This is a genomic window from Vibrio sp. S17_S38, assembly GCF_014694375.1.
Taxonomy (GTDB): Bacteria; Pseudomonadota; Gammaproteobacteria; order Enterobacterales; family Vibrionaceae; genus Vibrio.
The window spans coordinates 90035-111276 of sequence record NZ_JAAUWW010000011.1 but is presented as its reverse complement, the minus strand read 5'-3'; the positions used below and the strand labels follow the sequence as shown (position 1 = coordinate 111276).

General features: G+C 40.7%; 17 protein-coding genes and 7 tRNA genes. 2 read left to right on the top strand and 22 right to left on the bottom strand.

Annotated elements, in window-relative coordinates; translation table 11 throughout:
- Positions 1 to 45: 45 nt before the first annotated feature.
- The 8 genes from carB to ffh form a co-directional block, all read right to left on the bottom strand.
- Positions 46 to 3276 carry a carbamoyl-phosphate synthase large subunit gene (carB, locus tag HC725_RS10390; RefSeq protein WP_190331747.1) on the bottom strand — a complete coding sequence of 1077 codons (3231 nt, stop codon included), beginning with the start codon at positions 3274 to 3276 and terminating at the stop codon, positions 46 to 48.
- 14 nt (positions 3277 to 3290) lie between these two features.
- A complete protein-coding gene (gene carA, locus HC725_RS10385) occupies positions 3291 to 4433 on the bottom strand; it encodes a glutamine-hydrolyzing carbamoyl-phosphate synthase small subunit (protein WP_190331746.1) in 1143 nt (380 codons plus the stop codon).
- Positions 4434 to 4995: 562 nt separating this feature from the next.
- Positions 4996 to 5802: a 4-hydroxy-tetrahydrodipicolinate reductase gene (gene dapB, locus HC725_RS10380; protein WP_190331745.1), complete on the bottom strand. Its 807-nt coding sequence runs from the start codon at positions 5800 to 5802 to the stop codon at positions 4996 to 4998.
- Between the two features lie 139 nt (positions 5803 to 5941).
- Positions 5942 to 6295 (bottom strand): 50S ribosomal protein L19, encoded by a 354-nt coding sequence (rplS, locus tag HC725_RS10375; protein ID WP_190331744.1) that lies wholly within the window; start codon positions 6293 to 6295, stop codon positions 5942 to 5944.
- Positions 6296 to 6359: 64 nt separating this feature from the next.
- Positions 6360 to 7115, bottom strand: coding sequence for a tRNA (guanosine(37)-N1)-methyltransferase TrmD (gene trmD / locus HC725_RS10370; RefSeq protein ID WP_190331743.1), 756 nt, complete (start codon positions 7113 to 7115; stop codon positions 6360 to 6362).
- Positions 7116 to 7162: 47 nt separating this feature from the next.
- Positions 7163 to 7696, bottom strand: a complete 534-nt coding sequence (rimM, locus tag HC725_RS10365; protein ID WP_190331742.1) for a ribosome maturation factor RimM — start codon at positions 7694 to 7696, stop codon at positions 7163 to 7165.
- Between the two features lie 49 nt (positions 7697 to 7745).
- The gene (rpsP, locus tag HC725_RS10360) at positions 7746 to 7994 is read right to left on the bottom strand and encodes a 30S ribosomal protein S16 (RefSeq protein ID WP_153447573.1); all 249 of its coding nucleotides are present in this window, start codon (positions 7992 to 7994) and stop codon (positions 7746 to 7748) included.
- Positions 7995 to 8223: 229 nt separating this feature from the next.
- Entirely contained in the window at positions 8224 to 9594 is a 1371-nt protein-coding gene (gene ffh, locus HC725_RS10355) for a signal recognition particle protein (protein ID WP_190331741.1), read from the bottom strand.
- Between the two features lie 275 nt (positions 9595 to 9869).
- Here ffh and HC725_RS10350 point away from each other — a divergent pair, with 275 nt between their 5' ends.
- On the top strand, positions 9870 to 10664 hold the full coding sequence (locus HC725_RS10350) for a cytochrome C assembly family protein (RefSeq protein ID WP_190331740.1): 795 nt from the start codon (positions 9870 to 9872) through the stop codon (positions 10662 to 10664).
- A gap of 126 nt (positions 10665 to 10790) precedes the next feature.
- Positions 10791 to 12071 (top strand): HlyC/CorC family transporter, encoded by a 1281-nt coding sequence (locus HC725_RS10345; protein ID WP_190331739.1) that lies wholly within the window; start codon positions 10791 to 10793, stop codon positions 12069 to 12071.
- Positions 12072 to 12188: 117 nt separating this feature from the next.
- On the opposite strand, the gene luxS is transcribed toward HC725_RS10345, so the two are convergent.
- From luxS to csrA, 14 genes are all read right to left on the bottom strand, one after another.
- Positions 12189 to 12707, bottom strand: coding sequence for an S-ribosylhomocysteine lyase (luxS, locus tag HC725_RS10340; RefSeq protein ID WP_190331738.1), 519 nt, complete (start codon positions 12705 to 12707; stop codon positions 12189 to 12191).
- A gap of 33 nt (positions 12708 to 12740) precedes the next feature.
- Positions 12741 to 13349 (bottom strand): transglycosylase SLT domain-containing protein, encoded by a 609-nt coding sequence (locus HC725_RS10335; RefSeq protein ID WP_342365944.1) that lies wholly within the window; start codon positions 13347 to 13349, stop codon positions 12741 to 12743.
- Between the two features lie 61 nt (positions 13350 to 13410).
- Entirely contained in the window at positions 13411 to 14976 is a 1566-nt protein-coding gene (gene gshA / locus HC725_RS10330; RefSeq protein ID WP_190331776.1) for a glutamate--cysteine ligase, read from the bottom strand.
- Positions 14977 to 15160: 184 nt separating this feature from the next.
- A complete protein-coding gene (locus HC725_RS10325) occupies positions 15161 to 18046 on the bottom strand; it encodes a M16 family metallopeptidase (RefSeq protein WP_190331737.1) in 2886 nt (961 codons plus the stop codon).
- Between the two features lie 20 nt (positions 18047 to 18066).
- Positions 18067 to 18516, bottom strand: a complete 450-nt coding sequence (locus HC725_RS10320) for a YqaA family protein (RefSeq protein WP_190331736.1) — start codon at positions 18514 to 18516, stop codon at positions 18067 to 18069.
- A 19-nt stretch (positions 18517 to 18535) separates the two neighbouring features.
- Positions 18536 to 19489 carry an NADP-dependent oxidoreductase gene (locus HC725_RS10315; RefSeq protein WP_190331735.1) on the bottom strand — a complete coding sequence of 318 codons (954 nt, stop codon included), beginning with the start codon at positions 19487 to 19489 and terminating at the stop codon, positions 18536 to 18538.
- Positions 19490 to 19630: 141 nt separating this feature from the next.
- Positions 19631 to 19707: transfer RNA gene (locus HC725_RS10310), tRNA-Arg, on the bottom strand.
- A gap of 79 nt (positions 19708 to 19786) precedes the next feature.
- A tRNA-Arg gene (locus HC725_RS10305) sits at positions 19787 to 19863 on the bottom strand.
- Positions 19864 to 19913: 50 nt separating this feature from the next.
- Positions 19914 to 19990 (bottom strand) — tRNA-Arg (locus tag HC725_RS10300).
- Between the two features lie 58 nt (positions 19991 to 20048).
- Positions 20049 to 20125: transfer RNA gene (locus HC725_RS10295), tRNA-Arg, on the bottom strand.
- Between the two features lie 72 nt (positions 20126 to 20197).
- Positions 20198 to 20290 (bottom strand) — tRNA-Ser (locus HC725_RS10290).
- Positions 20291 to 20309: 19 nt separating this feature from the next.
- Positions 20310 to 20386: transfer RNA gene (locus HC725_RS10285), tRNA-Arg, on the bottom strand.
- A gap of 81 nt (positions 20387 to 20467) precedes the next feature.
- Positions 20468 to 20560 (bottom strand) — tRNA-Ser (locus tag HC725_RS10280).
- A gap of 246 nt (positions 20561 to 20806) precedes the next feature.
- Entirely contained in the window at positions 20807 to 21010 is a 204-nt protein-coding gene (gene csrA, locus HC725_RS10275; RefSeq protein ID WP_190331734.1) for a carbon storage regulator CsrA, read from the bottom strand.
- Positions 21011 to 21242 lie beyond the last annotated feature (232 nt).

Sequence of the window (21242 nt, the reverse complement as noted above, 5' to 3'; positions counted from 1 at the left end):
CCTATAGAATGTCACCACTCTATAGGCTTTCGTATTTGGGGGAAACTACACTAAAGAAGCTTTTACTTGCTCATGTAGTTCTTGAATCGATGTTACTGTACTACGATTATCTTCACTGTGCGCCATACAGGTGGCAAATGCCGCATTAAGTGTCGTGGTATAGTTCACTTTTTCTTGCAGTGCTCCACGGCGTAATAACTTAGAATCTTCAATTGCTTGACGACCTGCCGCAGTATTCACAATGTAGGTGTACTCATTATTCTTGATACGGTCAAGAATATGAGGGCGACCTTCATGAACCTTATTCACTAAGCGAGGGTTAATGCCTGCTTCGCCTAGCACAACCGCAGTACCGTGCGTTGCATCTAACTGGTAACCGAGTTTGATTAGCTGCTTGGCAACTTCTACCACACGTTTTTTATCTTCTTCTCGAACCGAGAGAAGCGCGCGTCCACCTTCAGGATAAACATTGCCAATACCAAGTTCGGCTTTAGCAAACGCTTGAGCAAACGTCTTACCAACTCCCATCACTTCACCTGTAGAGCGCATTTCTGGCCCTAATAGCGGATCAACACCTAGGAATTTGTTAAAAGGTAAAACCACCTCTTTTACTGAATAATATGGTGGAATAATTTCTTTAGTGAACCCTTGAGACTCAAGAGATTGCCCTGCCATAACACGAGCGGCAATCTTAGCAATCGGTGCTCCTGTCGCTTTCGATACAAATGGAACCGTACGCGCGGCGCGAGGGTTAACTTCAATTAAGTACACTTTGCCATCTTTTACAGCAAACTGTGTATTCATTAGACCACGAACACCAAGCTCAAATGCCAGCTTCTCAACTTGCTCACGCATCACATCTTGAATTTCTTGACTTAACGTATAAGCAGGCAAAGAACAGGCAGAATCACCAGAGTGAACACCAGCTTGTTCGATATGCTCCATGATTCCAGCAATAACAACTCGCTCGCCATCACAAATCGCATCAACATCCACTTCTACCGCATCATCAAGGAATAAATCAAGAAGTACAGGAGATTCATTCGATACGCTCACCGCTTCATTGAAGTAGCGACGTAAATCTTGCTCATCGTAAACAATTTCCATAGCACGACCACCGAGGACATACGATGGGCGAACCACTAATGGATAACCAATTTCACGCGATTTCTCTAGAGCTTGTTCCATCGTTGTCACAGTTGCATTCTTTGGCTGTAATAAACCTAAGCGATCAACCGCTGTCTGGAATCGTTCACGGTCTTCTGCGCGGTCAATTGCATCTGGGCTAGTTCCAATAACAGGTACACCAGCAGCTTCTAATGCACGAGCAAGCTTAAGTGGTGTTTGACCACCGTATTGAACAATCACACCTTTCGGTTTTTCAATACGTACGATTTCAAGCACATCTTCCAAAGTAACCGGTTCGAAGTATAAACGGTCTGAAGTATCGTAATCGGTTGATACTGTTTCAGGGTTACAGTTCACCATAATGGTTTCGTAGCCATCTTCACGTAACGCTAAAGAAGCATGAACACAGCAATAGTCAAACTCAATACCTTGGCCGATACGGTTTGGACCACCACCTAGCACCATGATTTTGTCACGGTCAGATGGGTTGGCCTCACACTCTTCATCATAAGAAGAATACATGTATGCCGTATCAGATGAAAATTCAGCAGCACAAGTATCAACACGCTTATAAACCGGATGGATGTTAAATTGCTCACGAGCGCGGCGAATTTCAGCTTCTGCAACACCTAAGATAGTCGCTAAACGTGCATCACCAAATCCTTTACGCTTCATCTTACGTAGAACATCTTCATTCAAACCAGCGAAACCACCAGCTCTAACTTCATCTTCAAGTTGAACCAGCTCTTCGATTTGAACCAAGAACCAACGGTCAACGTTAGTTAAGTTGAAAACACCATCGACTGACATGCCAGCACGGAATGCATCGGCAATGTACCAAATACGATCACAACCCGCTTCTTTCAATTCTTGGCGAATTTTAGTCAATGCATCAGGTGCATCTAAATCGACCATTTCATCAAAACCATTACGGCCGACTTCTAAGCCACGCAATGCTTTTTGCAAAGACTCTTGCTGATTACGACCAATCGCCATCACTTCACCAACCGACTTCATTTGTGTGGTTAGACGATCATTCGCGCCAGCAAATTTTTCGAAGTTAAAACGAGGAATCTTAGTCACAACGTAATCGATTGTCGGTTCAAATGAGGCTGGTGTTGCACCGCCTGTGATATCATTCATCAATTCATCAAGCGTATAGCCAATCGCCAATTTCGCAGCAATTTTTGCAATCGGGAAACCGGTCGCTTTAGATGCCAATGCCGATGAACGTGATACACGTGGATTCATCTCGATGATAACCATACGGCCATCTTTTGGATTAATACCAAACTGAACGTTAGAACCGCCTGTTTCTACGCCAATCTCACGTAAAACCGCTAAAGAAGCGTTACGCATTAATTGATATTCTTTGTCGGTCAAGGTTTGAGCCGGAGCAACCGTGATTGAATCACCAGTGTGAATGCCCATTGCATCGAAATTCTCAATCGTACATACGATGATACAGTTATCCGCTTTATCACGAACCACTTCCATTTCGTATTCTTTCCAACCAATCAAAGATTCGTCGATAAGCAATTCGTGAGTTGGCGAAAGATCAAAACCACGATGGCAAATTTCGTCGAATTCTTCCTTGTTATATGCGATACCGCCACCAGAACCACCCATCGTAAAAGATGGACGGATGATACAAGGGAAACCAACCATTTCTTGAACTTTATAAGCTTCTTCCATGGTTTTAGCTGTATCTGCACGAGGGCACTCAAGACCAATGGATTTCATTGCTTTATCAAAACGAGAGCGATCTTCGGCTTTGTCAATCGCATCAGCCGTTGCGCCAATCATTTCGACATTAAATTCAGCTAATACACCATGCTTTTCTAGCTCAAGCGCACAGTTCAATGCCGTTTGTCCGCCCATAGTAGGCAAAACCGCATCCGGACGCTCTTTAGCGATAATGTTGCGGACAACTTCCCATTGAATAGGCTCGATATACGTTGCATCAGCCATCTCAGGATCAGTCATAATCGTGGCTGGATTCGAGTTAACTAGAATAACTCGGTATCCTTCTTCGCGCAGTGCTTTACAAGCTTGTGCGCCAGAGTAGTCAAATTCACAGGCTTGGCCGATAACGATTGGGCCAGCACCTAAAATCAGAACACTTTTAATGTCAGTACGTTTTGGCATGCTACTACTCCGAATTAGGCTTGCTTATGTGATTTAATAAGATCGATGAAGTGATTAAACAGTGGTGCAGCATCATGTGGACCTGGGCTTGCTTCTGGGTGCCCCTGAAAACTAAAAGCTGGCTTATCTGTACGATGAATACCCTGCAAAGAGCCATCAAATAATGACTTATGTGTCGCTCGTAGTGTTTTAGGCAATGTAGCTTCATCAGCGGCAAAACCATGATTTTGAGAAGTAATCATGACAACATCACGATCAAGATCTTTAACTGGATGATTCGCTCCGTGGTGACCAAATTTCATTTTGATGGTTTTGGCACCTGATGCTAAAGCTAAAATTTGGTGTCCTAAACAGATACCAAAGATAGGCAAACCTTTTTCCAAGAAAACCTTAGTCGCTTCAATAGCATATGTACAAGGCTCTGGATCTCCAGGACCATTTGATAAGAAGATGCCATCCGGATTTAAGGCCAGAACCTCTTCCGCACTAGTTTGAGCAGGAACAACGGTTAAGCGACAGCCACGGTCAACTAACATACGCAAAATATTACGTTTAGCACCAAAGTCGTAAGCGACGACATGGAAAGGCAACTCTGAATCGGATTTAGCTTCAGGCAAACCACCCGTTAATGTCCAAGAACCTTGTTTCCATGAGTACGTTTCTTTGGTCGAAACAACTTTTGCTAAATCCATTCCTTTAAGACCAGGAAATTCTTTCGCTTTTGCTAAGGCAAGCGCTTCATCAAGATTGTTACCAGCAATGATGCAACCATTCTGCGCGCCCTTTTCACGCAATAATCTCGTCAATTTACGCGTATCAATATCAGCAATGCCGACAATATTTTGTGATTTTAAGTATTCAGAAAGTGTTTGTTCACTGCGGAAGTTTGAAGCAATAAGAGGAAGGTCACGGATAACTAAGCCTTGCGCATGAATGGCTGAAGATTCTTCGTCTTCTGAGTTAGTTCCGGTATTGCCAATATGAGGATAAGTAAGAGTAACAATTTGCTGCGAATAGGAAGGATCGGTAAGAATTTCTTGATACCCCGTCATCGAGGTATTGAAAACAACTTCTCCCACGGCGGAACCAAAAGCTCCAATTGATTGGCCGCGGAACACTGTCCCATCTTCTAGGACTAACAGTGCTGAATTATTCAAGACAACCTCCAGAATAAATATTCAAAATACATACATAAGCTTTCGCTTTCGTCTTACCAAATCGCCATTTTATGGAATTTAGATAAATTGGCGCTATTCTAGAGATGTGAACTTAAGCTGTCAACATTAAGCAAAAAAGAAAGGCACCATTTACGATACTTTGTTTGTTTTTTTTTATAAAGACGATGAAATCATATCTTAAGTGGGCAGTATAAGTCAGTAAGCACTGACTTTATGTTTCCCATGATCGAATAAATGCTCTTTATATCTGAAAATATAATAACTTGCACTTTAATGGAGAAAAAACCAAAAATAACATTGAATTTTAATCATCTAACACAAAAAATAAGACTAACCCCTCAAAAATTCAAGTTAAAATATCAATAAATATGATTATTGAAGTTTGAAAATAAAAAAAGACCCCACCAATTGAGATCTTTTTTAGCTATTCTCTCTGTGCTAATGCGATCAAAAGTGAATATTTGCTCAAAAACTAAGTTTTTATGCAATCGTTTACCAAATCGTTTGCGTCACTCACTCAATCACAGTTAATTTTCAGCTATTAATCACTTAATCCCAGCACATCCTGCATAGTATAAAAACCACATTGCTTTTCATTCAACCAAACCGCAGCTTTAATCGCACCATTAGCAAACGTCATACGATCACTGGCTTTATGAGTAATCTCCAGTCTTTCACCAATATCGGCAAACATCGCCGTGTGCTCACCAACAATATCGCCGGCACGAAGAGTAGCAAAACCAATTTCATCTTTAGTCCGCTCACCAGTAATGCCCTCCCGTGCATACACAGCAACATCACTAAGATTATTTCCCATTGCACCTGCAATTGCTTCCCCCATTCCAATGGCGGTACCTGAAGGTGCATCAACTTTATGTCTGTGATGGGCTTCTACAATTTCAATATCACAATAATCACCCATTACTTTTGCAGCTTGCTCAAGTAATTTAAACATGACGTTTACACCCACACTGTAGTTTGGTGCCATTACAATCGCGATATCTTTTGCAGCTTCGTTGATAACTTGCTTTTCTTCCTCGGAAAAACCCGTTGTACCGATCACTAACTTCTTGCCATGTTGTTTACATAATTCAATATTAGCCAGCGTACTAACAGGAGCGGTAAAGTCGACAATGACATCAAATTGCTCAATCGCATTGGCAAGATCATCAACCAGAGCTACACCAAATTTCCCCTCTCCACACAGCTCACCAACATCAACACCAATTAATGAGGACTCAGCTCTTTCCGAACCTGCGCCAACTTGGGCTGTTGGATTGATATAGGTTGCTTTAACTAAGTTTCGACCCATTCGACCAGCGGCACCTGCGATTGCAATTCGAACCATTGCCTCTCTCTCCTTTAATTTAGCGATTAGAAAAATTATCTAAAATATGTTGGCAATGTAGCGTGTTTGATAATAGATGAAAAGCAAAAAAAACGGGCCCCAAATGGGACCCGTTTTAGCTATGAGAACGCAGAGTACGTTACTTTTTAGCCAACTTCTCTTTGATACGAGCTGACTTACCAGAACGCTCACGTAGGTAGTACAATTTGGCACGACGTACTGCACCACGGCGCTTAACTTCAATGCTATCAATCATTGGAGAGTGAGTTTGGAAAGCACGCTCAACACCTTCACCGTTCGAGATTTTACGAACTGTAAATGCTGAGTGAAGGCCACGGTTACGCTTAGCGATAACTACGCCTTCAAATGCTTGTAGACGCTCACGGTCGCCTTCTTTAACTTTAACCTGAACTACAACTGTATCACCAGGTGCGAATGCAGGAATGTTTTGTTTTAGTTGCTCTTCTTCAAGAGCCTTAATGATATTGCTCATTTATTTATATCCTAGGTTAAACTGATGCTAAATATAATAGGTTATTGCTTTGCTTCTTATTAATTTACTCGCGCTTTTTAACAAGCAACTGTTCCTTAATAAAATGCCCCAGCAATTGTTCCTGTTCGTCAGTCAGAGCTAGATTTTCCAGAAGCTCTGGTCTTCTAAGCCAAGTACGGCCTAGCGATTGTTGTAATCGCCAGCGACGAATATCCTTATGGTTTCCAGACTTCAATACCGCTGGTATTTCTTGTCCATCCAACACATCAGGACGAGTATAATGCGGACAATCCAATAAACCATTTGCAAAAGAATCCTCTTCTGCCGACGCAAAATCCCCAAGTACACCCGGAACAAACCGAGAGACCGAATCAATGAGTGTCATGGCTGGAATTTCCCCACCCGTCATTACAAAATCTCCTATCGACCATTCTTCATCGACATAAGATTGAATAATGCGCTCATCTACCCCTTCATAACGACCACAAATAAGAATCAAGTTCTCATTCATCGCTAATTCTTCAACCCCTTGTTGATCGAGCTTTCGACCTTGAGGTGAAAGATAGATAACTTTCGCCGTTTTCGGTGAAGCTTGTTTGGCTGCTTCAATGGCGTCGCGTAAAGGCTTAACCATCATTAACATACCAGGGCCACCACCATAAGGCCTATCATCAACTGTGTGATGTTTATCATGAGTGAAATCACGAGGATTCCAAGTCTCTAATGATAAAAGGCCTTTCTTTACCGCTTGACCAGTAACACCAAAATCAGAAACGGCTCGAAACATATCAGGAAACAGGCTAATTATGCCAATCCACATCGCGTTACTCGCTTATTCTGTTAAGTGTCCATCTTCTTATTAGAAGATTAGAATCCAGGATCCCAGTCAACTTCGATCCGTTGAGCATTGCGATCAACATGCTTGATCACTTGCTCTTCAAGGTACGGGATTAATCGTTCCTTTTGGCCAAAAGCATCTTTAAGATTTGCTTTCACTACCAAAACATCATTTGAGCCAGTTTCCATTAGGTCGGTGACCTCACCAAGGTGGTAACCTTTAGTGGTAAAAACTTGCATACCAAATAACTCACGCCAGTAGAATTCCTCTTCTGACAATTCAGGTAATGACACAGGGTCAATTAGGATTTCAACATTGGCATACGGTTGTGCATCTTCACGCACATCAACACCTTCCAGCTTACACACATAACCATTGTTATGACGCTTCCAGCTTTCTACTTTGAACTCAACCAATTTACCCTTTTGGTTAATAAACCAAGGGGCGTAATCAAAAATACTTTCGCCGTTGTCGGTATAGGAAAAAACTTTAAGCCAACCACGAATGCCGTAAGAAGAACCAAGCTTACCTACAACAATTTTTTCGTTTTTTTGTTCACTCATAGCTTTGACCTTTCACCCAACAACTCAATTTTGTATTCACTAATTCGTATTAAGCCGCTTTTTGAGCGTCTTTAACTAATTTAGCAACACGGTCAGATAAAGATGCGCCTTGACCAACCCAATGGTTAACACGATCTAGGTCTAAACGAAGACCTTCTTCTTGACCTTGAGCTGTAGGGTTAAAGAAACCTACATTTTCAATGTAACGGCCAGTTGATACAAAACGGCTGTCTGCTACAACAACTTGGTAAAATGGACGCTTTTTAGCGCCGTGACGTGCCAAACGAATGGTAACCATATCGTCCTCTTTTTGCTTTCTCAAAAAATAAATTAGCCCCAAACAATGTTTTTCAATTCACTTAAAGCCATTAGCTTTAGGTTAAATTAAAAAATGACTTGGGGCCTCGTGCCAAAATAAAGCCCCCGAATTTTACTCTTATTCAGGGTCAATGCAAGGGCTTTAGATATTTTTCTGATTTTAACGTTTCAACTCAAAGATGTGAACCATTTCACACTATTCAAATTACTTATCGACCAAATCCACCCATACCACCACCGCCCATCATTCCTTGCATGTTGCGCATCATTCCTTTCATTCCACCTTTTTGCATTTTTTTCATCATTTTCTGCATCTGGGTGAATTGTTTAAGCATGCGGTTTACGTCTTGGACTTGTGTACCAGAACCTGCTGCAATACGTTTTTTACGAGAACCTTTAATCAATTCAGGATGTTCACGTTCTTTCATTGTCATGGAGCTGATCATCGCTTCCATTTGGCTGAACATTTTATCATCGACTTGATCTTTAACATTGGCTGGTAAATTACTCATACCTGGCAGTTTAGTCATCATGCCAGCCATGCCGCCCATGTTTTTCATTTGCCCAAGCTGTTCGCGGAAGTCTTCTAAATCAAAACCTTTTTTCTGCTTGAACTTTTTAGCCATTTTTTCTGCTTTGGCTTTATCGACGCTGCGCTCAAGATCTTCAATCAGAGATAAAACATCGCCCATACCTAAGATGCGTGAAGCAACACGCTCAGGATGGAAAGCTTCTAAAGCATCCGTTTTTTCACCGACACCTAAGAATTTAATAGGCTTACCTGTAACATGACGCACAGATAATGCAGCACCGCCGCGAGCATCACCATCAACCTTGGTTAAGATAACACCAGTGAGCGGTAAGGTATCACCAAACGCTTTCGCTGTATTAGCGGCATCTTGACCTGTCATTGCATCAACAACAAACAGGGTTTCGACAGGATTGATTGCAGAATGAAGAGATTTGATTTCGTCCATCATTTCTTCATCAACGGCTAAACGACCTGCGGTATCAAGAATCACTACGTCATAGAATTTCTTCTTAGCATGAGAAATTGCAGCATTAGCAATATCAATCGGCTTTTGATCTGCGCTAGATGGGAAGAAATCGGTTCCAACTTCACTGGCAAGTGTTTCCAATTGTTTAATCGCTGCTGGGCGATAAACATCGACAGAAACCACTAAGACTTTTTTCTTATCACGCTCTGTTAATAATTTAGCAAGCTTGCCAACACTGGTCGTTTTACCAGCACCTTGCAAGCCAGCCATTAAAATGACTGCGGGAGGTTGAGCGGCAAGGTTTAATGCTTCGTTAGATGCTCCCATCATAGATTCAAGCTCAGCTTGAACAATCTTAATGAATTCTTGGCCTGGTGTTAACGATTTAGAAACTTCGATACCCACTGCCCGCTCTTTGACTTGTTTCACAAAGTCTCGAACAACAGGTAATGCTACGTCGGCTTCAAGTAGAGCCATACGAACTTCACGCAGCGTATCTTTAATATTTTCTTCTGTTAGTCGACCTTTACCGCTGATATTTTTCAGCGTACTGGATAGTCGTTCCGTTAAATTATCAAACATGTTTTAACCTAAAATGCTTTACCTTTAATCACAAGGTATTGTTGCCGTGGATGGCTGATATCACTATATTGCCACAGTATACCGAGTGAATGTTTATCTTTCACTGAAATTTCCGATTTGAGTAGAGGATTTATTTCAACTCTCCCTTTACATCCGTGACTAACTCAATAAAAAATTAAGATATTTCAAATTTTATGCAGGATATCAAACCATTCGTAGCCCTAGTGCTAAGAGCGAGTTATAATCCTTGTCTATTCAATAAAAAAATGAGAACTATGGAACACCTGCTTTCGATCATTGCAGCACTCTTATATTGCTCTGCAATTAGTATGATTGTACCGGGACTGGTACAAAACACGGGTATAAAGCTCAAACTAGTCTTCGTATTAGCGGCATTAGCGATTGCGAGCCATGGTTGGTTGCTTAGCGATCTCATATTAAATCCCCACGGACAAAATTTTAGCATTCTCAATGTTGCCTCTTTAATCGGCTTCATCATTTGTCTTGTAATGAGCCTAGCAATGCTAAAAACACGACTATGGTTCTTACTGCCTGTGGTCTACAGTTTTGCTGCCATCAATTTATTAGCAGCCACATTTCTGCCCAGTACATTTTTAACGCATTTTGAAGGCAAGATAGAGTTATTAATACATATCACCATTGCTTTATTTGCCTATTCAACTTTATCTATTGGTGCCTTATATGCGCTTCAATTAGCTTGGCTCGATCATAAACTTAAAACCAAAAAATCATTAACGATGAATCCTAATCTCCCACCACTCATGATGGTAGAGAGACACCTATTTAAAATCGTATTAATCGGTACCGTTTTACTTACTGCAACTTTACTAACGGGCGCTGTCTATATAAAAGAAATGTTCTCACCAGAAAATGCTCACAAAGCCGTGTTATCTTTTATTGCTTGGATCTTGTACTGTATTTTACTATGGGGCCATTACCAACAAGGCTGGCGCGGAAAAAAAGTACTCTGGCTATCCATTAGCGGAACAACTTTATTAACGCTCGCATATTTTGGCAGCCGCTTTGTCCGTGAAATAATTTTAAACTAATTAATTGAACTTAGTTGCCTAACGGCGGTTGACATCAATTTTAGATTTCGTCATAACTACCTATTATCTATATTTAATCAGTTACTCGCTGATTATTACGACTAGCTACCAAAGGAAAACCTAAGTTTGGGTGATATATCTACAGGGCTGCTATTTGCTCTACTGGCAATACTGATTCTAATTTCAGCTTATTTTTCAAGTTCAGAAACTGGCATGATGTCACTCAACCGCTACCGTTTACGCCACCTAGCCAGTCAAGGTCATAAAGGAGCAAAACGTGTCGAAGCATTATTAGAGCGCCCAGATCGCTTAATTGGTTTGATCCTAATTGGTAATAATCTCGTTAATATTCTTGCTTCTGCTATTGCAACTATCATTGGTATGCGACTGTATGGCGATTATGGTGTTGCCATTGCAACTGGTGTCTTAACGCTAGTTATTCTCGTTTTTGCTGAAATCACCCCAAAAACTCTGGCCGCACTTTTTCCTGAGAAAGTATCCTACACAAGCAGTATTTTGCTCCGAATCTTAATGAAATTAATGGCTCCTTTAGTTATTTTTATTAATTTCATTACCAATGGCTTACTTAGATTGCTTGGTGTTAAGGCATCCGAGTCAAGCAGTGACCCACTAAACTCTGAAGAATTACGGACAGTGGTGAATGAAGCAGGAAGTTTAATACCTCGCCGTCACCAAGATATGCTAATTTCGATCCTAGATTTAGAACACGTAACTGTAAATGATATTATGGTGCCACGTAATGAAATTACAGGGATCGATATTAATGACGATTGGAAATCAATTGTCCGACAATTAACCCATTCAGCTCATGGTCGAGTGGTATTATATCGAGATCAAATTGACGAAGTTGTCGGTATGCTGCGCTTACGTCAAGCTTATCGTTTGATGCTAGAAAAAAATGAGTTTAATAAAGAAACGCTATTACGTGCAGCGGATGAGGTCTACTTCATACCAGAAGCAACGCCACTAAACGTTCAGTTATTAAAGTTCCAACGTAATAAAGAACGTATTGGCATGATCGTGGATGAATATGGGGACATCATTGGACTCATTACCCTCGAAGATATTTTAGAAGAGATCGTTGGTGAATTTACTACATCAATGTCACCAAGCTTAGCCGAAGAAATTACACCACAAAATGATGGCAGTTATTTGATAGAAGGCAGCGCGAATATTCGAGATATTAATAAAGGCCTTAATTGGAAACTACCAACCGACGCCCGTACTTTGAACGGTTTGATTTTAGAGCATCTACAAGATATCCCAGAGAGCTACCTTAGCCTTGAGATTGCAAACCATAAGATGGAATTAATTGAAATGGCTGAGAACAAAATTAAACTCGTTAAGGTTTATCCATCGAAGAAGAAAGCAAAGAAAAACCGCTAACCATAATTCGTACTCAATACATATTTATTAACAGACAAATAAAAACGAGAAGTGGATTTAACTCCACTTCTCGTTTTTGTTATTAGACATATGAGCTTGACGCTACAGTCTAATAAATTAGTCTACTTTCAACTCTTGAAGCATAGATTCAGGTAAAGCAAGCTCATCGTTTTTATTTACTTGAATTCCAGCAGCAATAATATTTTTAGCAATCTGTTGCGCTTCCGTTAAAGAGTGCATCGAATAAGTGCCACATTGATATTCATTAAGTTCAGGGATCTTATTTTGATCTTCAACTTTCAGCACATCTTCCATCGCAGCCAACCAAGAATCGGCTACTTGCTGCTCAGTCGGGGTTCCGATTAGGCTCATATAAAACCCAGTACGGCAGCCCATTGGTGAGATATCAATAATTTCAACCTCTGAGCCATTTAATTGAGATCGCATAAAACCTGCGTAAAGATGCTCTAAAGTATGAATTCCCTTTTCAGATAAAATATCTTGGTTTGGAATACAAAAGCGTAGATCAAACACAGTAATGGTATCGCCTTTTGGTGTAGTCATAGTTTTAGCTACACGCACTGCAGGTGCTTGCATACGGGTGTGATCAACGGTAAAGCTATCAAGTAAAGGCATTGCTGCTCTCTCCTATTTATTAAATACAGTTGATTAAAACCAACTGCGATTATCTTCCAGTTCAGCTCGGCATTTTTTTAATTGCCAGCCATAATTTTTTGATGTTGTTTCAACCTTTCGAGCAATACTTATCAATGTAGGATTCTTTGCATAAGTCTTACGCTTAAAGCCACCACGTCCATCGTGATAAGCTAAATACTGACTATAAGCATCCCACTTTGAAATGCCTATCGACTTATTACTACCGTTGATATACCAGCCAATAAAATCAATTGAATCGTCAAACTCATCACGCGAAGTCCAAGAGCTCACTTCATCTTGATACTCAGACCAAACAGGATCTTGAGCTTGCGCATAACCATACGCACTGCTGACTCTTCCCCAAGGAATAAACCCTAAAAAATAATACCTAGGTGGTTTTGCATCTCCGATATAAGAACTTTCTTGCTTCATAAACGCCATCGATATCTGAATGGGAACTCCCCATTGATCTTCACTATCTAATGCATCTTCATACCAATCTGGATATTGGCGAAATATTTCACAAATATTATTTTGGTTATTCGGTGGTGGCGTCGCACATCCGGATAACAGCATAGTACTGAAAATTATCAAACTCACGGTTACTTGCTTAACATTAATACTTTGTTTAAAAGTAACCCAATTCACTATACTGATCAGCCTATTAATATTACCAATAGAATTAGCGTAAATACGAAAAATAATCTGACAAGAAATCATCAAAACTCACTGTTTCTGATGCTTCAATATCAGCTTGCGCTTGCTTAGAACGTTGAACTTCTTGTTCCATAATACTTTGCTTATAAACTTGGTATGAATGATTAAGTAAATCAATTCGATATTGTTCACCTAAACGAGCGCCTACCGCTCCAATGCCGCCAGCCGCTTTTATTTCTGATAGTAGCTGCCCGGAAATGGTTTTCTCAGGATCATCAATCCATTCACTTAATTCATCACACACATCTTGGTATTCAGTATTACCTTGTGCTTTATCCATCTCAATGGCAATTTTTCTTAACTGGCTGAACATGCTATGTCCCCAGTACTGCATCGATTTTTCTTCTTGATCACTACACAGTTTAAATTCAAGTCCAGGTTTACGACCTTCTAAAATGATCGTATTCCAGTTCTTTCTCCAACAGCCAACATCAGCCTTCTTCATCGGTGCTGACTCTTTCAAAGCACACCATGCGACAAACAAATCTAAGAATAAAACTTGCTGTTTAGATACACCAACTGCGGAATATGGATTGACGTCCAACGAGCGAACTTCGATATACTCAACACCTGCACGCTTTAATGCTTCTGATGGTTTTTCACCATCTTCCGCTACTCGCTTAGGACGAATTGGAGCATAGAGTTCGTTTTCAATCTGCAGAACATTGCTATTTAATTGTAAGTGCTCACCATCGATCTTGACTCCTAACTGAGCAAATTTATCCGAAGGCTTATGCATCGCATCATGCAAACCAAGCAAGTATTCTTCTAGGCTATTAAAGGTAATATCCAAGTCACTTTGCGCACTATTGGTATAGCCTAAGTCACTCAAACGTAACGCGGTAGCATATGGAAGGTATAAGGTTTTACCCACTGTTTGGAAGTCTAGCCCCGTATCTCTGCCTTTCACAAAGGAAGGGCAGAGCGCAGGAGATGCACCAAATAGATAAGGGATTATCCAACCATAACGGTAATAATTACGGATAAGGTGAAAATACCCTTCAGACTTACTCTCTGAACGTTGATCTTCATCTTGCTGTCCATACAAGCTATCCCAAAAACTCTCAGGAAAGGAAAAGTTAAAATGAACACCTGAAATTATTTGCATTAGACTGCCATAGCGACGCTTTAAACCTTTACGATAAAGGTTTTTCATTCGCCCGACATTTGAACTACCGTAATTAGCAAGAGGAATAGAGTCTTCACCACTAACAAAACATGGCATAGACATTGGCCACAATTTCTCACCACCCATTTTGGTCATTGAGAAATGATGTACATCTGTAAGTTGATTTAATAATGTATCAACGTCATGAGAAACTGGCGTAATAAATTCTAATAAAGACTCGGAAAAATCCGTCGTTATCCATTTATTGGTTAATGCCGAACCTAAACCTGCTGGATGAGGTGTTAAGGCAAGTTCATCATTCTCATTATAGCGTAAAGATTCACGCTCAATTCCGCGTCCAAATTGCTTAAACGTGCTTGGGTTCTTAGCAATTTGCTCAAGGCGTGCAGAAAAATCGGTCAAAATAGCGCTCACTTTGTGATTTGAGATCCAAGTAGGATAGTCATTCTTAACAAGAATTGCCATGGTAAAGAACCATGGCAAACATAGATGCCATAAATCGAAAAGACATAACCTTAGATAAAGATAAGTAACTCAAATATAATATCGAGTACTTATCATTATGGCTTCTACTTATGTGTGGGCTCTAGCGGTTAACTTCAAGCTTTTTAATTGGAATACCCAATTTTTTCAATTGAGGCTCAACCGATTTAGCATTTCCAACCACAATAATTTGGTAATCGTTAGGTTTAAACCAGTTAGTCGCCTGTTGGTTTAAAGTACCTAGAGTCACATTACTTACAAGATCGGCTTGTTTAGCAATAAAATCAGGCTTAAGTGAATAATCTACCATAGTAGATAATAGCCCTGCTTTTTGCCCTGGAGTTTCATAATTAAGAGCATCTTGCTGTCCAACTGCTAAGCGCATGAAATCTAGCTCTTTCTCTGTCATCCCATCTTTGCTGTAATGCTTTAGCTCTTTAATAAATTCACTGATTGAGGCTCCTGTCGAATTAGCTCGTACTTCTGCACTAAAGATAATAACACCAGTCTCTTTACCACCATAAACGCCGCCACTCGCGCCATAAGTAAAACCTTTATCTTCTCTTAGATTCTGGTTAATACGGCTATTAAAGTTTCCTGCTAAATTATAGTTGGCTAATTGGGTTAAGAACATATTACCCGTAGCATCATAAGTCATCCCTGTTCGAATTAAGCGAATAACACTTTGAGGTGCATTAGGTTGGTCGACTAAATAAATGCTTTGCTTTGTTGGAGGAGTAAATTTACCTGCATCAGGCTTGATTGGTGCTTTTTCTTGGGCACTGATTGATGTCTGTTTATCACCAGATAGCGATAAGAAAGCCAAGTCTTTTTCAACTTGCTCTTTTGCCATGTCACCAACAACGATCACATTGGCATTATTTAAAGAGTAATGCGTTTTATAAAACTGTTTTACTTCTTCAAGCGTTATGCCTTTTATTGAGGTAAGAGAGCCATCACTATCACGACTAAACAGTGAGCCTTTATAAAGAACATCTCTACTCGCTTGAGAAGCCAACCATGAAGGCTTTTGATGAGAGTATATTAAGCCTTGTAATGTTTGATTTTTCACTCGCATAAAATCATTGTTATTAAACACTGGTTTAAACAACATTTCATTAGCCAATGCCAGTGTTGCTTCGACATTCTTTGTTAAGGAGCTAATAATTAAACTCGCATGTTCAGAACCCGAACTAAAGCTAATACTGCTTCCTAGTTTATCAAGCTCTTGCTGCAATGATTCACTACTACGTAATGTCGTCCCTTCCCCGAGCATATCAGCCGTCAATCCTGCTAAACCTTCTTTGCCTTTTTCGACGTAGCGGTTACCGGCAGGAAAATCAACCTTTATGAGCACAGTAGGTGTTTCACTTGAAACTGTGCCAACAACAGGAATACCGTTACTAAGTTTAAACTGATAAAGCGCAGGCATAGTAGCACTTACCGCCGCAGTCGTAGCGGGCATAACCGAGCGATCAAAGTTATCATTAGGCTCACGGATGTCTAACTGGTCATCACTAATTTTAGGGTAAACAGGTAACTCACGTTTGGTAGGGGTAAAGTTAGCTTTTTCAGCAACAAGGTCAGTCCTATTATGAGGGACAACACTCAAGACAACTTTCGGTTTGTCGCTAACAAACTGGTTAAATACTGTCATAACGGATTTTGGGGTAACTTGTCGTAACTGTTCTAAATCTACCTGTAATCGATCAGGCTGATCGTAATAGGTTTGGTTAGCCGCTAGTTGCGACACTTTACCACTCACACTTTGCAGCGCATACACAGTACTCGCTTCCGCCTGACCCATAATGGCATCTAACTGATCCTGTTTTACACCATTCGTTTTAAAGTCCGATAAGATCTTCATCACATCATCATAAATTGGTTTCAGGTTGCCTTTATCGCCAGCATCTCCCATCGCGTAAATGTATAAGGTACACGAAAGTTCACCACAATCTTGAAATGCACCTGCATCAATTGCCTTTTGTGGCTTCACTAATTTTTGATACAGAATACTGTTCTTACCGTCCCCTAAAATAGAGGCTAATGCATCGACAGAAGCTTGTGTTTCATCACCACGGTATTTGGTTGGAAAAGCCATCATTAACATTGGCTGACGAATACGATCTTGCAAGGTAATAAAACGGTCGTTAGGTAATGTCACTGGCAGCTTCGGTGCATCTTTGACTTCTGGTCCTTTAGGAATAGAACCAAAATAACGATTAACCCACTGGAGAGTCTGCTCTTTATCAATGTCGCCACCGATAGTTAATACCGCGTTATTGGGGCCATACCAACGTAAAAAGAATGCTTTTAAATCATTAACATTAACTCGATCTAAATCGCTGACATAACCAATAGTTTGCCATGAATAAGGATGATTCTGTGGGTAAAGTGCCTCACCAATCTTTTCATACACCAGACCATAAGGTCGATTATCAAAATTTTGGCCTCGTTCATTTTTTACCGTATCACGTTGGATCTCAAATTTTCGCTGTGAGACTGCATTAACGAGATACCCCATGCGGTCAGACTCTAGCCACAACATTTTTTCAAGTTGATTGGAAGGTACGGTTTCAAAATAATTGGTTCGATCACGATTGGTTGTACCATTTAGTGTTCCACCGGCTTCTGTCACTATTTTAAAATGCTGTTGGTCACCAACATGTTCAGAACCTTGGAACATCATATGTTCAAAAAAGTGAGCAAAGCCAGAACGGCCAATTTTTTCACGAGCAGAACCGACATGATAAGTCACATCGACATGAACTAACGGATCGGAATGATCTGGGGATAAGATAACGGTTAGACCATTGTCTAATTTGTATTTGGAGTAAGGGATCTCAGCTTCACCGGCTTCGGGTTGTTGAGTTTCAACGAATGAAACGCCTTTAGGAAGTGCGACATCAGGTTTAGTTGAGATATTGCTTTTTTGTATTGAGCAAGCGGATAATAACAGCGCACCGATGAGAAAAGCGTATCTTTTCATATAAATAAATCCCTAAATCCTTAAAATAAGCCTTGAAATATCAAGGCTAGCAAAGCATAACGTAATCCTTTACCGATACCAATAGCCAAAAAGCATAACCATACATTCATTCTAAGCCAGCCAGCAACCACACAAAGTGGATCGCCTACAATAGGCATCCAACTCATCAATAGTGCCCAGTAACCATAATGATTAATCCAGAGTATTACTCGTTTATGCTGCGTTTGCTTGGCTGCTTGATTCGGTAACAATCGACCCAATGCATAATTACTCATACCGCCTAGAGTGTTCCCTAACGTAGCAATCAAGACAACAACTACCCAGCTAAAACGTTGCAACTCTAATGCAGAATAAACACTTAACTCAGAGCTACCGGGTAATAATGTTGCACTAAAAAAACCGGAAAAGAATACAAACCATAAAGGGTCGGCTGCAAAGGTAACCTGTAGCCAATGGTAAAAATCCGCCATGGTTTATCTCAGACCACGGTTAAGATTGCATGTTCAATAAAATTTTACCACGGGCGTGACCTTGCTCTACTTTATGATGTGCCGCGACAACATCTTGGTATGGGAAGATTTTTTCTATTCTGATTTTTAGCATTCCAGCGCTGATTAAGTGCAATAATTCCTCAAGTTGAGTGATATCGGGTTCCACTAACATCCCCATTCCAATTAAGCCTAATTCATTAGCCTTAGCACATACAATCGACGATGTGATCGTTGGAACCGTCACAACCCGACTACCAGGTCTAAGACAAGACAAGGCATTAAGCGCATGATCTCCGCCTACTAAGTCAATTAACACATCGATATCATTAATATTATCTTGCCAACCTTGCTGACCATAATCGATAGCAGTCGCCCCTAGGCCATTTACATAATCAATATTATCACTGCCACATGTCGCATAAACCTTTGTTTTTGCAGCCACGGCTATTTGAGTCGCAATATGTCCAACTCCGCCAGCTCCTGCCAAAATGAGTACTTTTTCTTTGGATTGTATTTTTGCTTTCTCTAGAGCTTGTGCTGCAGTTTGCCCGGCAAGAGGAATCGCAGCCGCGCACTCAAGAGATATATCTTCTGGCATTAAGGCTAGTTCAGATTCAGGGACACAAACATACTGACTATACCCACCAGCTCGAAGAGGAAAGCCAATAAAGCCAGATACCGTATCATTCAAATTAAACTTCTGACTACCTTGACCTTGTTTAACCACTGAACCCGAAACATCATAACCGGGTATCCAAGGTAAATTATTTTTATTATGTTGCGCCGCCCAGCCTAATCCAGCTCGAGTTTTAACATCGATAGGGTTAACGGCAGCAAAAGCGACTTTTACCAACACCTCTCCAGCTTGGGGCTGTGGAAGATCTGATTCTTGAAATGCCAACAATTCAGCTGCACCGAATTGATTAATGATGATTTGAGTATTCGAGGGCATTGGCTTGTTGTCCTTAACTTAAAAAGTATTAACTAGAAAATACCATGATTCTAAAAGTGTCGGCACATTCAGACTGGCATAAATCAATATTTATTAGCATATAGCAAAAAGCCCCACACAAAAGTGCAGGGCTTCAAAATATGGTGCGCGCGGGAGGATTCGAACCTCCGACCGCCTGGTTCGTAGCCAGGTACTCTATCCAGCTGAGCTACGCGCGCACTAATTCTTCTAATTTTCTGCTCGTCATTTAATTGTAATGCTTTAATCAACACAATAAATAAACCAACATTATTAATATGGTGCGCGCGGGAGGATTCGAACCTCCGACCGCCTGGTTCGTAGCCAGGTACTCTATCCAGCTGAGCTACGCGCGCACTGTGTTACTTTTCTTCAAATTTTCAATTTATATTTTTAGATAAAAAAATGGTGCGCGCGGGAGGATTCGAACCTCCGACCGCCTGGTTCGTAGCCAGGTACTCTATCCAGCTGAGCTACGCGCGCATCGTAAAATTTGTAATCTAAAAACTGACTAGACGCTACCTAATCAGACTTGAAATAATGGTGCGCGCGGGAGGATTCGAACCTCCGACCGCCTGGTTCGTAGCCAGGTACTCTATCCAGCTGAGCTACGCGCGCATCGTTGCTTGAACTACTAATAAAAAGTAATACAAACTTTATTTCAAATTAAACAAGCCGAAACCAGTTTAATGGTGGTGAGGGAGGGATTCGAACCCTCGATACGGCTACAAACCATATACTCCCTTAGCAGGGGAGCGCCTTCGGCCTCTCGGCCACCTCACCACATATTTTTATTCAGAAATGGTGCGCGCGGGAGGATTCGAACCTCCGACCGCCTGGTTCGTAGCCAGGTACTCTATCCAGCTGAGCTACGCGCGCATCGATATCTAAACACTCTATTTCTAGAGACTTCTTAATTAATAGCTCTGGTGCAAATCAAAGCATTTAAGAAAACAAGAATGGTGGTGAGGGAGGGATTCGAACCCTCGATACGGCTACAAACCATATACTCCCTTAGCAGGGGAGCGCCTTCGGCCTCTCGGCCACCTCACCATCGTCTTGCGGAGGCACATATTACGATTTACCAAAAATATGTCAAACATTTTCTTGGGAAAAACGATTGAAAACCGTCTAACAGACCAGTATTCAACCAACTTAGCTAATTTATGAACTTTATTATTACCATTGCAGTAATCGATTCATAACATTTAAAAAATCAAATTTCTAAAAATAAAGGCCAGCATGCATGCCGACCAATTTTAAAACAGTGCGGTCTGTCAAATAACCAACAGCAGAAATTTACGATTGATAGCTATCAGATGGTGCAGCACCAGTATCTTTTTCAGCTTGAATACGCATGTAAATTTCTTCACGGTGAACAGAGACTTCTTTCGGTGCATTAACACCGATACGAACTTGGTTCCCTTTTACACCTAAAACGGTAACGGTGACTTCATCACCAATCATCAAAGTTTCGCCAACTCGGCGAGTTAAAATTAGCATGTACGCTCCTTGAGTAATCTCTATTTATTATGTTAATAACGCTATTATCTATTAAAGGTTCATAGTGAGTAAATACGATACAACTAAGAGGCTAAAACAAAAATGTAAGAGAACGCTATCTCCTCATCAAATCAACCACTTTAGTGTACGTTATTTGAAATACCAAAAGGCATTAACATTCACTCAGGTTATAGATAAGCCAAGCTCATCAACCTTTATTATTTTCAACTGC

Coding starts and splice junctions, on each gene's coding strand:
- HC725_RS10325 (WP_190331737.1), bottom strand. CDS start 18,046: ATGAAAAGATACGCTTTTCTCATCGGTGCGCTGTTATTATCCGCTTGC.
- dapB (WP_190331745.1), bottom strand. CDS start 5,802: ATGGTTCGAATTGCAATCGCAGGTGCCGCTGGTCGAATGGGTCGAAAC.
- rplS (WP_190331744.1), bottom strand. CDS start 6,295: ATGAGCAATATCATTAAGGCTCTTGAAGAAGAGCAACTAAAACAAAAC.
- carB (WP_190331747.1), bottom strand. CDS start 3,276: ATGCCAAAACGTACTGACATTAAAAGTGTTCTGATTTTAGGTGCTGGC.
- HC725_RS10320 (WP_190331736.1), bottom strand. CDS start 18,516: ATGGCGGATTTTTACCATTGGCTACAGGTTACCTTTGCAGCCGACCCT.
- rimM (WP_190331742.1), bottom strand. CDS start 7,696: ATGAGTGAACAAAAAAACGAAAAAATTGTTGTAGGTAAGCTTGGTTCT.
- luxS (WP_190331738.1), bottom strand. CDS start 12,707: ATGCCTTTACTTGATAGCTTTACCGTTGATCACACCCGTATGCAAGCA.
- rpsP (WP_153447573.1), bottom strand. CDS start 7,994: ATGGTTACCATTCGTTTGGCACGTCACGGCGCTAAAAAGCGTCCATTT.
- ffh (WP_190331741.1), bottom strand. CDS start 9,594: ATGTTTGATAATTTAACGGAACGACTATCCAGTACGCTGAAAAATATC.
- HC725_RS10315 (WP_190331735.1), bottom strand. CDS start 19,489: ATGCCCTCGAATACTCAAATCATCATTAATCAATTCGGTGCAGCTGAA.
- trmD (WP_190331743.1), bottom strand. CDS start 7,115: ATGTGGATTGGCATAATTAGCCTGTTTCCTGATATGTTTCGAGCCGTT.
- HC725_RS10350 (WP_190331740.1), top strand. CDS start 9,870: ATGGAACACCTGCTTTCGATCATTGCAGCACTCTTATATTGCTCTGCA.
- csrA (WP_190331734.1), bottom strand. CDS start 21,010: ATGCTAATTTTAACTCGCCGAGTTGGCGAAACTTTGATGATTGGTGAT.